Source organism: Roseobacter sp. YIN89 (assembly GCF_057219365.1).
Genome location: NZ_JBXVVD010000001.1, coordinates 771,375 through 785,895, shown reverse-complemented (window position 1 = coordinate 785,895; position 14,521 = coordinate 771,375). Strand labels below are relative to the sequence as shown.

Genomic DNA, 14,521 nt, shown 5'->3' with positions numbered 1-14,521 from the left:
CAGGAATTTCGACGATTCCTTGTCGTCTGGCTCAATCTCCCAAATTGACCCGGCGGCATGTTTAGCAATTTGATCCAATATGGATGAATTTTGTCCGTCTTGGATGAAGTTTGCCTGTGGGTCGCTCCTTCATAACGGCATGTTGCCACAAATGGCTGAAAAAACGCGCCTTGGGAGGACGCAAGATGGACAAGCAACGACTGAGCGGAAAGAACATCCTTATTACCGGTGCTGCGCAAGGCATGGGTGCGGCAAACGCCAAGTATTTTGCAGCCCAGGGCGCAAACGTTTGTATTGGGGACATTAATTTCGAAGGTGTCCAGAAGGTCGCAGGCGAGATCAATGCGGCGGGCAACGGCAGTGCGGTCGCTGTGAAAATGGATGTGACCAGCCGCCAGGATAACGCCGAGGCAGTGGCCGCAACAGTGGATGCTTTCGGGTCGATCAATGTTGCGGTTCTCAATGCCGGTGTGAACAAGCCCAAGATGTTCATGGATATTGACGAAGAGAACTGGGACTTCATCATGAACATCAACGCCAAGGGCGTTCTTTTGGGCATGCAGGAGGCCGCGCGTCAGATGATCGCCCAGGGCCCGATGGAGGATCATCCCTACAAGCTGATCCCTGTCGGCTCGATCCTGTCGCGCGCGGCGTTCAAGGATGTCGTTCCCTATTCATGCTCGAAGCACGCGATCCTGGCAATGGTGACGGGCGGTGCCAAGGCGCTTTGGGAGCACAAGATCACTGTCAACAGCTATGGCCCTGGCGTGGTGCACACAGAGTTGTGGAAGCAGCTCGACAAGGATCTGGTCGATATCGGCATGTTCGAGAAGGAAGGCGAGTCGCTTGAGTCGCTACGCGAGAACATGATCCTGATGCAGAAGCTTTCGACGCCCGAAGACGTGATGGGCACCGCTGCTTTCCTCTGTTCCGACGAAAGCGACTACATGACCGGCCAATTGTTCATGATCGATGGCGGCATCGTGATGCAGTGACGGGCGCGCCGCTCTGCCTGATTCAAGACACGTGATGAACCCTGACCAGCGCTCGCCAATAGGGCGCCGGCAGCGATGCGATACCGGCGTCGGAATAGACGCCCACTGGGAGGAATGACGATGAACCGAGCCTTGATGCCCAATATGCTGACACCGCAGGATCTGGAGCCGAACTGGAGATGGGAGGGGCGCATTCCGGCGTGGGGGCACACCTCGGTCGATTTCGAGCGCCGAGTGGATCACGACCGGCTGCGCCGCTATCGGCTGGGCCGCACGCGGCAGGCGTTGCAAGCCTCGAATGCCGGAACGCTTCTGCTCTTTGACGTCAACAACATCCGCTATGTCTCGGCGACCAAGATCGGCGAGTGGGAGCGGGACAAGATGTGCCGGTTCTGTCTTTTGACGGGAGACGACAGCCCCTACGTCTGGGATTTTGGTTCGGCGGCGGTGCATCACCAGAAGTATTCCGACTGGTTGGAGCCGTCCCACTGCCTTGCCGGTGTCGTGGGTATGCGCGGGACGATCCCGCCCGAGTTCGGCTTGATGCGGAAATACGCCAAGCAGATTGCGGGTCTGATCCGTGATGCGGGGATGGCCGACATGCCGGTCGGTGTGGATTATGCCGAGACGGCGATGTTCCATGCGTTGCAGGAAGAGGGTCTCAATGTTGTGGACGGTCAGCAGATCATGCTGGCAGCGCGTGAGATCAAGAACTGGGACGAGATCCAGCTTTTGACCCAGGCGGCGAGCATGGTCGATGGTGTCTACCACATGATCTACGAAGAGCTGAAACCGGGTGTGCGCGAAAACGACATCGTCGCCCTGTCGAACAAGATGCTTTACGAGATGGGGTCTGACGACGTCGAGGCAATCAACGCGATATCGGGCGAGCGCTGCAATCCGCATCCGCATAACTTCACCGATCGGTTGTTCCGTCCAGGCGATCAGGCGTTCTTTGATATTCTGCAGTCCTACCAGGGCTATCGCACCTGCTACTACAGAACCTTCAACATTGGCCGGGCAACACCTGCGCAGAACGACGCTTATGTCAAAGCGCGGGACTGGATCGATGCCTCAATCGCGATGATCAAGCCCGGTGTCAGTACCGACAAGGTGGCCGAAGTCTGGCCGAAGGCGGAAGAGTTCGGCTTCCCGAACGAAGACGCGGCCTTCGGGCTTCAATTCGGGCATGGATTGGGGCTTGCGTTGCACGAACGGCCGATCATCAGCCGCGCGGTCAGCCTGGATCATCCGATGGAAATCCAGACCGGCATGGTCTTTGCGCTGGAAACCTATTGCCCGGCGGCGGATGGCTACTCGGCCGCGCGGATCGAGGAAGAGGTGGTGGTAACCGATACCGGTTGCGAGGTGATTAGCCTTTTCCCGGCCGAAGAACTGCCCATTGCCAACCGGTATTGAATGGCGCGTGCCTGCACGCACCTGTCTTAAGGGATATCTTAATGACCATGACAAGCCACAACGCGGAAGACTATCTGCGGATGTACCGCCAGATGGTGAAGATCCGCACGTTCGAGGACAATGCGAACCAATTGTACCTTGATGCCAAGATGCCGGGGCTGACGCATATGTACTCGGGCGAGGAAGCGGTCGCCGTGGGCATCTGCGAAGCGCTGGAAGTGACGGACAAGATTACCTCGACCCACCGGGGGCACGGCCATTGCGTCGCCAAAGGCGCAGAATTCAAAGAGATGTTCTGCGAACTTCTGGGCAAAGAAGAAGGGTACTGCCGCGGCAAGGGCGGGTCGATGCATATCGCCGACCAGTCGAACGGCAATCTTGGCGCGAATGCGATTGTGGGCGGCTCCATGGGGATCGCCACGGGTTCGGCGCTGCGGGCAAAGCTGCAAGGCGCGAAGGACGTGACGGTCTGCTTTTTCGGCGACGGGGCCACGGCGCAGGGCCTTTTGTACGAGGTCATGAACATGGCGGCACTTTGGAAACTGCCGGTAATTTATGCCTGCGAGAACAATGGCTACTCGGAATACACAAAGACGGACGAGATCGCGGCGGGCTCGATCACCGCGCGAGCCGAAGCCTTCGAGATCGAGGCGCATCAGGTCGACGGCCAGGACGTGCTGGCGGTGAACAAGCTGGCGACCGATTTGGTAGCGCGGGCAAGAAAGGGTGAAGGCCCGTTCTTTATGGAACTGATGACCTATCGCTACCACGGCCACCATGTGGGGGACATCAACCGGACGTACTATCGCTCCAAAGAAGAAGAGGCGGAATGGAAAGAGACCCGCGATCCAATCACGCTGTTTGGTGCCTGGCTGGCAAAAGAAGGCGTGGCTACGGAAGACGAACTTGCGGCGGTGCGTGACACAGTGAAGGCCGACGCGAAGAAAGCCGTCGAATACGCCTTGGACGCGCCCTATCCAGACGGCTTGGAAGTTGACATGCACGTTTTCGCGGAGGCGCAAGATGCGTGAGATCACTCTGTCCCAGGCCGTGAATGAGGCCATTGCCGAAGAAATGCGGCGCGACGAAACGGTGTTTCTGATCGGCGAGGATGTGGCCGAAGCGGGCACGCCCTTCAAGGTGCTGTCAGGTCTGGTCGAGGAGTTCGGTACGGACCGCGTGATCGACACGCCGATTGCCGAACCCGGTTTTATGGGGCTGGCCGTGGGGGCGGCGATGACGGGCGCGCGCCCGATTGTCGATCTGATGTTTGGCGACTTTCTTTATCTGGTGATGGACCAGTTGTGCAATCAGACGGCCAAGGCGCATTACATGTCGGGCGGCAAGCTGAGCGTGCCTTTGGTCCTGCGCACCAATCTGGGTGCCACCCGGCGCTCGGCGGCGCAGCATTCACAATCCCTTCAGGCGCTCGTCGCCCATATCCCGGGGTTGAAGGTGGCGATGCCGTCCTCGGCCTATGAGGCGAAGGGGCTGATGAAGACGGCGATCCGAGACAATAACCCGGTGGTGATCTTCGAAGACAAGCTGATGTATCAGGACAAGGCCCCGGTTCCGGAGGAAGAATACCTGATCCCCTTTGGCGAGGCGAAGATCCTGCGCGAGGGAACAGATGTGACGCTGATCGGCACTTCATCAATGCGCCAGGTCTGCGAGGCCGCGTCGGAGATGCTGGAGGTCGAGGGCATCAGTGCCGAGGTGATCGACCCGCGCACCATTGTACCCTTGGATGAGGCGACATTGCTGGCCTCGGCCAAGAAGACCTCTCGGGTGATCGTGGTGGATGAAGGTCACCAGAGTTATGGCGTAACGGCGGAAATTGCCGCCCGGATCAACGAGAAAGCCTTCTATCACCTGGACGCCCCGGTGATCCGCATGGGCGCGATGGATGTACCGGTGCCGTTCAGCCCGGCGCTGGAAGACCTAACCGTGCCGACGCCAGAGGGTGTCGCCGAGAACGCGCGCAAACTCATGTCCGGAGAATTGATCCATGCCGCATGAGGTGAAGATGCCGCAATTGGGGATGACACAGGATTCAGGCGTCATCGTCTCGTGGCTGAAGGCGGCGGGCGATGCCGTGGCGGCGGGGGATGCGTTGTTCGAGGTGGAAACCGACAAGGCGACGATGGAGGTCGAGGCCCCGGTCGAAGGCTTTCTCTCAGGCCTGCGCGCAGGCGAAGGCGACGACGTGCCTGTAGGCGATGTAATTGCGCTGATCGTGGAAAGTGCGTCGGAAGTCGAAGCGCAGGCCGCAAAGCCCGTGGCGCCCGAGGCCGAGGTTGAGGCCCCGGATCAAGCCAGAGGCAGCTCTGCGGCAGTTGAGCCGAAGGCGAAAGTGGCTTCCGAAGTACAGACCAATCCCGAACCTGCCCCGCCCCCCCAGCCGAGGCCTCTTGCTGCTCCACAGGTGCCGGGTGCAAAGGTTCTGGCCTCGCCAAAAGCCAGACGTCTGGCTTTGGAACAAGGCATTAACCTTACGGCCTTGCGTGCCAGTGGTGTTAAAGAACCGATTCACGCCGCTGATTTGGCGAAGGCCCCTGCGGGGGGCCAATCCGCGCTGACAGCTGCCATCGAAGGCAACGCCTTCACAGCACTTATGGAGCACGCCGGCAACCAGACGGACCGAACCCGCATTCTGGCCGGTTTCGCGCGCCGGGCTTGGGAGAACCAGTCGGGCGATCCGGTGGCGGTTCTGATCCGCAGCCTCGATGGCGCCGAACAGATCGACGGGCGCGCGGGCGACCCGGTGGCACTGGCACTGATCGATCTCTGCGACAGCCGCCTCACGGGCTATGCCTCGGCCATGGGCACGACACTGACGGTGGCCAGAGGCACTGCGGGCTATGCCTTGACACTCAGCTTCGCAGAAGCTGCCCTCCCGTTCGCGTCGGCGGCGGCTCTGCTTGATGACATCGCAGCGCGGGTCGACGACCCGATCCGGCAATTGATCTAAGAGAGACAGCCATGACCTTCAAAAGCCAACTCTACATCGGTGGAACCTGGTGTGACGCTTCAGATGGCGCGACCTTTGCGGTCCTCAATCCGTCCAACGAAGAGGTATTGGCCGAGGTGGCCAGCGGGACAGTCGACGACGCCATGGCATGCCTTGATGCCGCCGAGGCCGCCTTTGCCGACTGGGCAGCACGGACCCCACGCGACCGCGGCGAGGTGTTGCGCCGTGCCTTTGAAATCTACAGCGACCGGATCGACGACATCGCCCGGCTGATCACACTGGAGAACGGCAAAGCCGGGGCCGACGCCATGGGCGAAGCAAAATACGCAGGTGAGTTCTTCCGCTGGTATGCCGAAGAAGCTGTGCGATCAGACGGTCATTTGGGCCACGCGCCCGCTACCGGGGCCCGTGTGTTGGTGCATCAAAAACCCGCCGGGATCGCGGTGCTGGTGACGCCTTGGAATTATCCAGCGGCCATGGGCACCCGCAAGATCGGACCGGCATTGGCTGCCGGTTGCCCGGTGATTGTCAAGCCTGCCTCGGAAACCCCGCTGACGATGCTGGCGCTGGTGGACATCTTGGAAGAGGCGGGGGTGCCTCCCGGCGTCGTCAACGTGTTGCCGTCGCGTTCATCGGGCGCGGTGGTGGGGGCGATGCTGGCGGATCCCCGCGTGCGGGTGGTCAGCTTCACGGGGTCAACCGAGGTGGGTCGCAAGCTCTTGCACGCTGCTGCCGACAACGTGGTGAAACCCGCAATGGAGTTGGGCGGTAACGCCCCTTTTATCGTCATGAAGGACGGCGACATCGAGGCTGCTGCCGAAGGCCTGATGGTCGCCAAGATGCGCAATCTGGGCGAGGCCTGCACCGCCGCCAACCGGATATATGTTCATGAGAGCATTGAAAAACCCTTTGTCGACTCCTTCACCGCGAAGATGGCGGCCTTGAAGATCGGCGACGGGCTGCAGGGCGATATAGACGTTGGCCCGCTGGTCAATGCCGAGACCCGAGACAAGGTTGATCACTTCGTACGCGACGCCGTCGCGAAGGGCGCCGAGGTCAAGTTGGGTGGGGTGCGCCCGGATGGGCCGGGCTTTTTCTATCCGCCCACTGTTCTCACCAATGTGCCGGACAATGCCGAGTGCCTCTGCGACGAAATCTTCGGTCCCGTCGCCGCGATCCAGAGCTTTAGCGATAGTGACGACATCATCGCCCGTGCCAATGACACCGAATATGGGCTGGTCGCCTATCTTTACACCGGAGACATGCGGGCCGGGCTGGCGCTGTCGGAACAGTTGGACTTTGGCATGATCGGGCTGAACCGCGGCCTCGTCTCGGACCCGTCGGCACCTTTTGGCGGTGTGAAGCAGTCTGGTCTGGGCCGCGAAGGAGGCAAAGAAGGTCTCCACGAGTTCCAGGAAACCCAGTACATCTCGACCGAGTGGTAAGATGGGCGTGATCGCCAGCCCTTCCGTGCGCAAGCTTGCCGCTGACCGGGGCGTCGACATCGACGCGCTGGCCAAAGGGCTGGGCCGCAAGACCATCGCGCGCGAGGATGTGCTGGGCCAGACCTCTGGCGGGGCGCCTTCCTCTGCTGCCTATTGGGACGTGGACCATGCGGACTGGGGGCCGGTGACGGTTGAGCCGCTCAACCGTATGGCGCAGGTGGCATCGGACAACCTGGCCGCCGCTCAAGCCCTGATCCCAGCCGTTACCCACCATGACAGCGCCGATATGACCCGGATTGAAGCCAGTCGCGCAGCGCTCAAGGCCGAGGGCACGCGTCTGACCGCGCTGGCCTTCCACGTCGCTGTCCTTGCGCGTTGTCTGCGTCTCTTCCCACGCTTTAACGCCTCGCTTTCTGCCGATGGCAAGTCGTTGGTCCTGAAGGATTACGTCCACATCGGCATCGCCGTAGATACTCCCCAAGGCCTTGCCGTGCCCGTCTTGCGCGATGCTGACCAGATGCGCCTCGGCCAGATCGGTGCGGCGGTCCACGACCTTGCCAGTCGCGCCCGCACCCGGAAACTCCGCCCCCATGAGATGGGCGGTGCTTCGATGACCATCACAAATCTGGGTGGGATCGGCGGAGAGGCTTTTACGCCCATCGTCAACCCCCCAGAGGTCGCCATCCTTGGCATCACCCGAACAGAGATCCGCCCTGTTTGGAACGGCGAAACCTTTACCCCAACCCCTATGGTCCCGCTCGACCTCTCCTACGACCACCGCGTCATCAACGGCGCCGATGCCGCAAGGTTCATGGAGGATTATCGCACATTGATCGCGCAGCCCGATCGCTTGTTGGTTGCACACGAGTGAATACCGCTACCTGACAAAAATGGCACGCGCGCAGCCAAATACCCCCAATGGCCCTAAACACAACGACCCAGCATTACCGAATGTGTTCGAACAGATTTCCACACCACCGTACAGAGTAAAGTGGGTTGAATGAACGAAATCCTCGAACCCAACCGTCTGGCCTGATTTGGGCACTTTAGGGGTGGGTCAAACATTAAACCCGTCAGAGGTGACACCGCAGAGCAGACGGTCACGGCAACTGTGTCGAAGGTTTGCTCCGAGCCATGCGCAGGCTCTGCCCGTTTCGCCCGTGCGTTATTTTTGGTTTGCCCACGACAACAGCGTTTCGTTTAAGTTCTCAGCGATCAACTTTTGAACAAAAGCAAATCGGGGTGTTCTGGCAAACTCCTTAAGGGTCGCGACCCAAACTGGCACCGAAACATTCAGGTTGTCTTCTTCAACTCGGATTAGCCTGGAATCGGTGTCTCCAATCACGGTCGGAAGCAGGGCTTTTCCGATGCCGGACGCAACCATTTGCTGAAGCACCAAAAAACTGTCGGCGCCCTCTATGGTCTCTCTTTGGTCAACATTGTCGGACATCCATTGCGCCGCAAGGGACCTGTCCAAAGCGCCTTCAAGGCTCAGCCATTTTCGGGCGGGTGCCCCGTCAGAATAAACCCCGAAGGTTAGATACCCTGCCTGCTGCCCGTAAAGTTCGGAGGCGAGCAGCGCCGCAGGGCGAACGACGATGTCGGCAGTCAGCCTCGAAAGATCGTGGTGAACATTTGCGCTCAGCAGCGTAATCCTCAGCTTTGGGAACTCCATCGCTATTTTGGCAATGATCGGTGGTAGAACCACTTGGCACAAGCTGTCAGTCGACGCCACACGCACCTGTCCAGAGGGCGATTGATCTGCCCCGGCAATTACACGCTCAACGGCAAGAACCGCCTCGTCGACATTTTCGATCGATTTCAGAACAGGTACAGCTTCTGGCAGGACCGAATATCCGGACAGCGATTTCTCGAATATCTGGCAGTTGTATCGACTTTCAAATGCTGCAACCCGCCGCATGACAGTGGCGTGTGTTACGCCAAGCGCAGACGCGGCGGCGTTAAGCGAACCATGCTTCGCGACAGATAGAACGTACCTGATATCATCCCAGTTTTGATTGTTCATATTTTAACAAGTGCATCAAAAAATCAGCCAATTACAATAAAAATTGTTCACGATATCCTGTTGATATGCAAATAGGGAGCAAATCATGAACAAAATGACTGTCTTTGCGCTAGCAAGTGGCTTGACTGCCGCTGTCCTTGGAACCGCGATCGCTCACGAGAGCGAAAACCCGGCCATCAAAGCCCGCACGTCCATCATGCAACTCTACGCTTTCAATCTGGGCACACTGGGTGCGATGGCCAAAGGTGACGCCGACTATAACGGCGAAGCTGCATCAAAAGCCGCAAACAATCTTGTGACGCTCACGCAAATCGACCAGTCGGCCATGTGGCCTGCTGGCTCGGATAATGTTTCCGATCAGACATCAAATGCTTTGCCCGCCATTTGGGAAAACTTCCCCGACGTCTCTGCCAAGGGCAAGGCAATGTCAGAAGCAGCCTTGGCAATGCAAAGTGCAGCGGGTCAAGATCTTGACTCCCTGAGGGCTGCCATGGGGGACTTGGGCGGAGCATGCTCTGCGTGCCACAAGGCATATCGCGCCCCAATGAACTGATCTCACTGCCGATACGATCCTTTTGGGTTCGGTATGGGCAACTACTGCGATCATCGGAGCCGCCAGTTGGTAACTGTTCGGCTTCGAAAAGATTTCAGCCTGTGCGCTTTCGGGAATTGCGCCAAGGACCCAGTGGGTTGAATAGGTTTTACGGCGGCGGAAGGTCGGCACCGTTCCCGGAATGGTCACGTATAGGCGCGTGTCGTTCGCGCCATCGAACGCGGCCGCTTGGGGTGCTCAAGCGTCAATCGAGCGGTAAGTGGCACCGCCTGCAATATCCGGTTTCGGTTTTCCTACGACCGCTCAGGTCAACCGATGCAAACACTGGAATGTCGCAGAGCTACCGTCGCTTTGGTGCACCGGTTCCTTTCCCGGCGGCTTTTGCAGCCGATCGGGCACGGTTTTTCTTGCTGTTGGGCTTACCTTTGGGTGGCGGCGGACCTTTGGGGCCGCTTTTGCGGGGTTTCGCACTGCTATCCTTGCCTGATTTGGCCTCAGCCTTTGACTGATCCCTAGTACTTGTCGCTAGAGGTTTGCGCTTTTTCAAAGGCGCGTGTGCGGCTGTGTCAGTCTCTTTTGCAGTCGGGTGGTGATCAACAGGTTTCCGCGGCGTGCGGTCCTGTGGTTTCGGCTTGCGCCGCCGGGGGTTCGATGCGTCGTTCCAGTCGATGGGGGGCGTATCCCCTTTGCGGTGACGCGGCTTTCCGGCGCGTGGGCGATCAGATTTTGGGCGCTCAAATGCCGGGACGTCTGGCGCTCCGTTCAGCCGCGCAACGCTTTTTGATCCTTCAATCTTCATATCAGGGCCAATGGCGCTCAAAAATCGGTCAACGGCAGATGCGCGGATTTCAATGTAGGATAGATCATCAGCAATCCGGATCGCACCGATATCGTCTTTGGTAATGTTCCCTGCTTTGCACACCATCGGCAACAAATGACGGGGGGAAGCATTCTGTTTGCGCCCTTCTGACACCGAAAACCACACACTAGGGCCAAATTCCGCTCTGGGTTTGCTCTTTTCACCCTGAACCGGCGACAACTCTTCCGGGGCGGAGTGGCGGCTGCTGTACTGGCGCAAATAAGCGGCTGCGATCTGCTGGGCAGAGAATTTCTCAACCAGTTGGTCGATCATCGCGACCTCGCCTTCGGTTATCTCGGTTTGCCAGTCTTCGGACGACAGCAAACGTACCTGATCGCGCTCTTTTACTTCGTCTACCGAAGGTGCCTCACCCCACTCCGCATTCAGTTTGGCCAGCTTCAGAATACGTTCTGCTTTCCGTCTTGAAGACGGGACAACAATCAAAGTACTGACACCTTTTCGCCCTGCACGGCCCGTGCGGCCAGACCGGTGCAAAAGGGTTTCGTGGCTGTTTGGCAATTCGGCATGAACCACCAGATCCAGGTTGGGCAGGTCTATCCCCCGGGCGGCCACGTCGGTTGCGACGCAAACGCGTGCGCGTCCGTCGCGCATTGCTTGCAGCGCATTGGACCGTTCGGTTTGGGTCAGTTCACCAGAAAGCGCAACGACCGAAAAACCGCGGTTTGAGAGCCGCGCCGCCAAACGCGACACCATCGCTCGGGTGTTGCAAAAAACGATTGAATTTGGTGCCTCGTAATAGCGCAAGACATTGATGATCGCGTTTTCACCATCACGCGCAGCTACCATCATCGCGCGGTAGTCGATGTCGGCATGCTGTGTCTGTTCGCCTACTGTAGAGACCCGTTCCGCATCTCGTTGGTAACTTTGAGCCAGCTTGGCAATCGCCCTTGGAACCGTCGCAGAAAACAGCAAAGTCTGCCGGTCTGCAGGCGTTTCATCCAGAATGAACTCCAAATCTTCACGAAATCCCAAGTCCAGCATTTCGTCAGCTTCGTCCAGAACGACCGCGCGGATCTGAGAAAGATCAATGGACCCACGCCGCATATGGTCACGTAACCGCCCCGGCGTGGCCACCACGACATGCGCGCCCCGTGCCAAAGCGCGTCGTTCATCGCGCATATCCATGCCGCCGACACAGGATGTCAGAAACGCGCCGGCATCCGAGTAAAGCCACCCAAGTTCACGTTTCACCTGCAATGCCAGTTCGCGAGTCGGCGCGATTACCAACGCCAACGGCGCGGCAGATTGACCGAAGGTTTCGCTGTCCCCCAGCAAGGTTGGTGCTATCGCCAACCCAAAACCAATCGTTTTCCCCGATCCGGTTTGCGCCGACACCAAAAGGTCTCGACCTTCCAGCTCAGGTTGGGTGACAGCTTGCTGAACGGGAGTCAAAACGTCGTAACCCTTTCGGGCGAGCGCATCTTTGATGGTTTTTTTCACGGCGGGGTACTTTATCAGGACAGGATGTTCAGGTGCGCAGATATGCGGCGGCGTCTCATCCAAGGTTAAAGGCAGCCGTCTATCCGCTGGTACTTGATTTGTATAGGCTTGATCTTCTGTTGTTACAGAATTCGGCTCTTTCGATTGAGACATCCTCCGACTTTACCGTGCCCAAGGCATTCTGTGGTTGGCCTTTGCCACCATAGTTCAGGGTGACTCCAGAAGCGCCTGCGCCCTTCGTCGCGCGTTCACACAATGGTGCCAGGGTTCAGCATTCCTGATTAAGCACAGTTTTCATGCTGCTTTTACGCACAAAGGCCGACATCAGCGACGGTCTTCGTCAGCCCCGAAATTTTGCCGATAGCCGGCGCAAGACCGAATTGCGAGACTGTAATGCTGTCCAAAACGCTTTCCGCAAAGTCAGCGAGCGCGAGGTGCTCTTTGGATTTCGAATTCGCAGCTCCTGTCACTGCCCTGCGCCCCGCAGGAAACTTCACGACAGGTACATCTGCGCGACACAAGCTTTTGATACAATCGGGTAAACACGGCGGCATGCCAATCGCAAAGGCAGGCGGGGCTGGTTTCACCTCGGATCAGCGGGTTGCTGCGTATCTTGAAAGCCCAAGGGGTTGTCACGGTGAACTGACCGGTTCCTGCGAATGTCCATGCGTGTTTTTCAATTGCCTTTGAAAGAACAAGGGCAGAAGCACCAGCAGGCAGGCACTGCAGTACGACTTGCGCCGGTTTTGGGATGCGGTTTAGCAGGATATAGTTTGCGGTCGCATGGCCGGCTTGCGCTGATACCTGTGCGGCAAGCTCTGGCACGTCCTGACGAATACGGCGGTGCAACGCAGCCGCCAACGCCTCTGGGATCATTTCCGTGCCGTCCGGGATATCTGCTATACCTGCGCGGCTCATCAATTCACTGCGGCGCTCCCGACCTAGAAGCCGGTCCAGAACCGGCAGCGTCTGCAAGATCGCATTAGGTCCGATCAGCCCGGATGCCTGGGCAACATCCCTAGACATCCTCCATTTGCTGCTCACCGCCGCCACAGGCTTTCACGTCGGCGCCGTTTGGCATCTTGAACGCCTGTTTGCGTTCGATGGTTTGCGCCTTTACTGCTTCGCGGCGTTCTCGCGCCCGCGCGGCCTTATCTGCGCTCGCCTCCCAATCGGCCATCTGTGCTTCGGCCAATTGGCGCGTTTCGTCGAAGTGGAAATCAACAGTGTTCTTGGTCTGAGGGCCCCAATAGCCCGCTTTGCCTAGATCATAGAATGTCCTCTGGAAACCCGCCTTCAAGAAAGCATAGAGACATCCCAGCAGATAGCGTCGCCGAAATCCGGTTCCTCGCCACGGATAGTGGAACAGGGCCTTTTTCGAGTAGAAACGACGGTAGTTGTTCATCACACCATCGAGAAGTTCCCCACGGTCCATCGCCGCAGGTTTCATTATAGGCGTAACAAAGTTGTACTTGGAAAAGTCGTAAACCTCGACCTGATCCTTCAATTCCTGAAACAGCGGGGTAAACGGCCAAGGCGTATACATTGACCAGTTTGCGAGATCGGGCTGCCAGTCCCATGCCATCCGGTAAGTCTCTTCCAGCGTTTCGGGTGTTTCGTTGTCAAGACCGACAATGAACTGGGCCTCGACCAGAATATCCGCCTCACGCAGCAGACGAATGGCCGTCTTGTTTTCTTCTACCTTGGTTTCTTTGTTGAAAACATCGAGCTTCATTTGAGCGGCAGCCTCTGTGCCCAAGGACACGTGAACGAGGCCCGCCTTGCGGTAGAACTTCAGCAAGTCTTTGTCGCGATAGATATCAGTGACCCGTGTGTTGATCCCCCATTTCACGCGTTTTGGTAGGCCACGATCGATCAATTCCTGACAGAAGGCGACGAATTTCTTCTTGTTAATTGTAGGTTCCTCATCCGCGAGAATGAAAAACCCCACGCCGTGATTATCAACCAGATCTTCGATCTCATCGACCACATCCCTGGGGTCTCGCACGCGGTAGTCGCGCCAGAATTTCCACTGGCTGCAAAACGAGCAGGTAAACGGGCAGCCTCTTGCAAGGTTTGGTATGGCAACCCGTGTGCCCAGAGGAATGTAGATGTATTTTGACCATTCCAGCACCGACCAATCTGGTTTGATCTTTGACAGGTCCTTGACCGTAGAGGCCGCAGGCGTAGCGACAATTTTGTCGCCGTCCCAATAGGCCAAACCTTTGATCCGGTGGCGGTCGGAGAGGAACCTTCCGTTTTCGATCGCGAGCATTAACTCCGTGCAGATCTCTTCACCTTCACCCCGTACGATCACATCGACCCATGGCGCCTCTGAAAGAACCTGTTTGTACATGAACGTGGCGTGCACGCCTCCGAGTACGCGTACCGCATCCGGCACCACATCCTTTGCAACCTTCAGGACATCTTCGGCACGGTAGATGGAAGGTGTGATCGCTGTCACGCCAACAACATCGGGCGCCAAAGCTTCCATCTTTTCTGCCAGTTCCGCGTCGGTCAAACCGTCGGTCATAGCGTCAATGAAATGAACATCATCGAAACCGTTTTGCCGCAGGTGACCGGTCAAATAAGCAACCCAGGCCGGCGGCCAGGTGCCAGCAATTTCGGCCCCGCCCGACCGGTAATTCGGATGTACGAAAAGAATGCGCATTGGCCGTCCCCCAAAATGTGTCAATTAAAGTTTACAGACTACATTGACCCTCTTTCGTTGACACAGATCAAATCGCGCAATCATGGCGACAGCGCCCACCAAAAGGCACAAACAGGCGGCC

12 protein-coding genes are annotated in these 14,521 nt (G+C 58.0%); 8 read left to right on the top strand and 4 right to left on the bottom strand.

Going from position 1 to position 14,521, the window contains the following annotated elements; genetic code table 11:
• The first annotated feature begins 185 nt into the window (after positions 1–185).
• The 7 genes from AC2D8V_RS03825 (at position 186) to AC2D8V_RS03795 (ending at position 7,701) form a co-directional block, all read left to right on the top strand.
• Positions 186–995 (top strand): SDR family NAD(P)-dependent oxidoreductase, encoded by an 810-nt coding sequence (locus tag AC2D8V_RS03825; protein WP_484732187.1) that lies wholly within the window; start codon positions 186–188, stop codon positions 993–995.
• A 120-nt stretch (positions 996–1,115) separates the two neighbouring features.
• The gene (locus tag AC2D8V_RS03820; protein ID WP_484732186.1) at positions 1,116–2,414 is read left to right on the top strand and encodes a M24 family metallopeptidase; all 1,299 of its coding nucleotides are present in this window, start codon (positions 1,116–1,118) and stop codon (positions 2,412–2,414) included.
• Positions 2,415–2,461: 47 nt separating this feature from the next.
• Entirely contained in the window at positions 2,462–3,445 is a 984-nt protein-coding gene (locus AC2D8V_RS03815; RefSeq protein WP_484732652.1) for a thiamine pyrophosphate-dependent dehydrogenase E1 component subunit alpha, read from the top strand.
• Positions 3,438–4,433 (top strand): alpha-ketoacid dehydrogenase subunit beta, encoded by a 996-nt coding sequence (locus tag AC2D8V_RS03810; RefSeq protein ID WP_484732185.1) that lies wholly within the window; start codon positions 3,438–3,440, stop codon positions 4,431–4,433. The genes AC2D8V_RS03815 and AC2D8V_RS03810 overlap by 8 nt, the downstream gene beginning before the upstream one ends.
• Positions 4,423–5,385 (top strand): biotin/lipoyl-containing protein, encoded by a 963-nt coding sequence (locus AC2D8V_RS03805; RefSeq protein ID WP_484732184.1) that lies wholly within the window; start codon positions 4,423–4,425, stop codon positions 5,383–5,385. The genes AC2D8V_RS03810 and AC2D8V_RS03805 overlap by 11 nt, the downstream gene beginning before the upstream one ends.
• A gap of 11 nt (positions 5,386–5,396) precedes the next feature.
• Complete coding sequence (locus AC2D8V_RS03800) at positions 5,397–6,830, top strand: NAD-dependent succinate-semialdehyde dehydrogenase (protein ID WP_484732183.1); 1,434 nt, start codon at positions 5,397–5,399, stop codon at positions 6,828–6,830.
• 1 nt (position 6,831) lies between these two features.
• On the top strand, positions 6,832–7,701 hold the full coding sequence (locus AC2D8V_RS03795) for a 2-oxo acid dehydrogenase subunit E2 (RefSeq protein ID WP_484732182.1): 870 nt from the start codon (positions 6,832–6,834) through the stop codon (positions 7,699–7,701).
• Between the two features lie 294 nt (positions 7,702–7,995).
• On the opposite strand, the gene AC2D8V_RS03790 is transcribed toward AC2D8V_RS03795, so the two are convergent.
• Entirely contained in the window at positions 7,996–8,856 is an 861-nt protein-coding gene (locus AC2D8V_RS03790) for a LysR family transcriptional regulator (protein WP_484732181.1), read from the bottom strand.
• Between the two features lie 85 nt (positions 8,857–8,941).
• Between AC2D8V_RS03790 and AC2D8V_RS03785 the strand changes: the two genes are divergently transcribed.
• On the top strand, positions 8,942–9,409 hold the full coding sequence (locus AC2D8V_RS03785) for a c-type cytochrome (protein ID WP_484732180.1): 468 nt from the start codon (positions 8,942–8,944) through the stop codon (positions 9,407–9,409).
• A 340-nt stretch (positions 9,410–9,749) separates the two neighbouring features.
• Here AC2D8V_RS03785 and AC2D8V_RS03780 read toward each other — a convergent pair whose 3' ends face one another.
• From AC2D8V_RS03780 to bchE, 3 genes are all read right to left on the bottom strand, one after another.
• Positions 9,750–11,729 carry a DEAD/DEAH box helicase gene (locus AC2D8V_RS03780; protein WP_484732179.1) on the bottom strand — a complete coding sequence of 660 codons (1,980 nt, stop codon included), beginning with the start codon at positions 11,727–11,729 and terminating at the stop codon, positions 9,750–9,752.
• Positions 11,730–12,149: 420 nt separating this feature from the next.
• Positions 12,150–12,755 carry a bacteriochlorophyll 4-vinyl reductase gene (gene bchJ / locus AC2D8V_RS03775; protein WP_484732178.1) on the bottom strand — a complete coding sequence of 202 codons (606 nt, stop codon included), beginning with the start codon at positions 12,753–12,755 and terminating at the stop codon, positions 12,150–12,152.
• The gene (bchE, locus tag AC2D8V_RS03770) at positions 12,748–14,400 is read right to left on the bottom strand and encodes a magnesium-protoporphyrin IX monomethyl ester anaerobic oxidative cyclase (protein ID WP_484732177.1); all 1,653 of its coding nucleotides are present in this window, start codon (positions 14,398–14,400) and stop codon (positions 12,748–12,750) included. The genes bchJ and bchE overlap by 8 nt, the downstream gene beginning before the upstream one ends.
• Between the last annotated feature and the right edge of the window lie 121 nt (positions 14,401–14,521).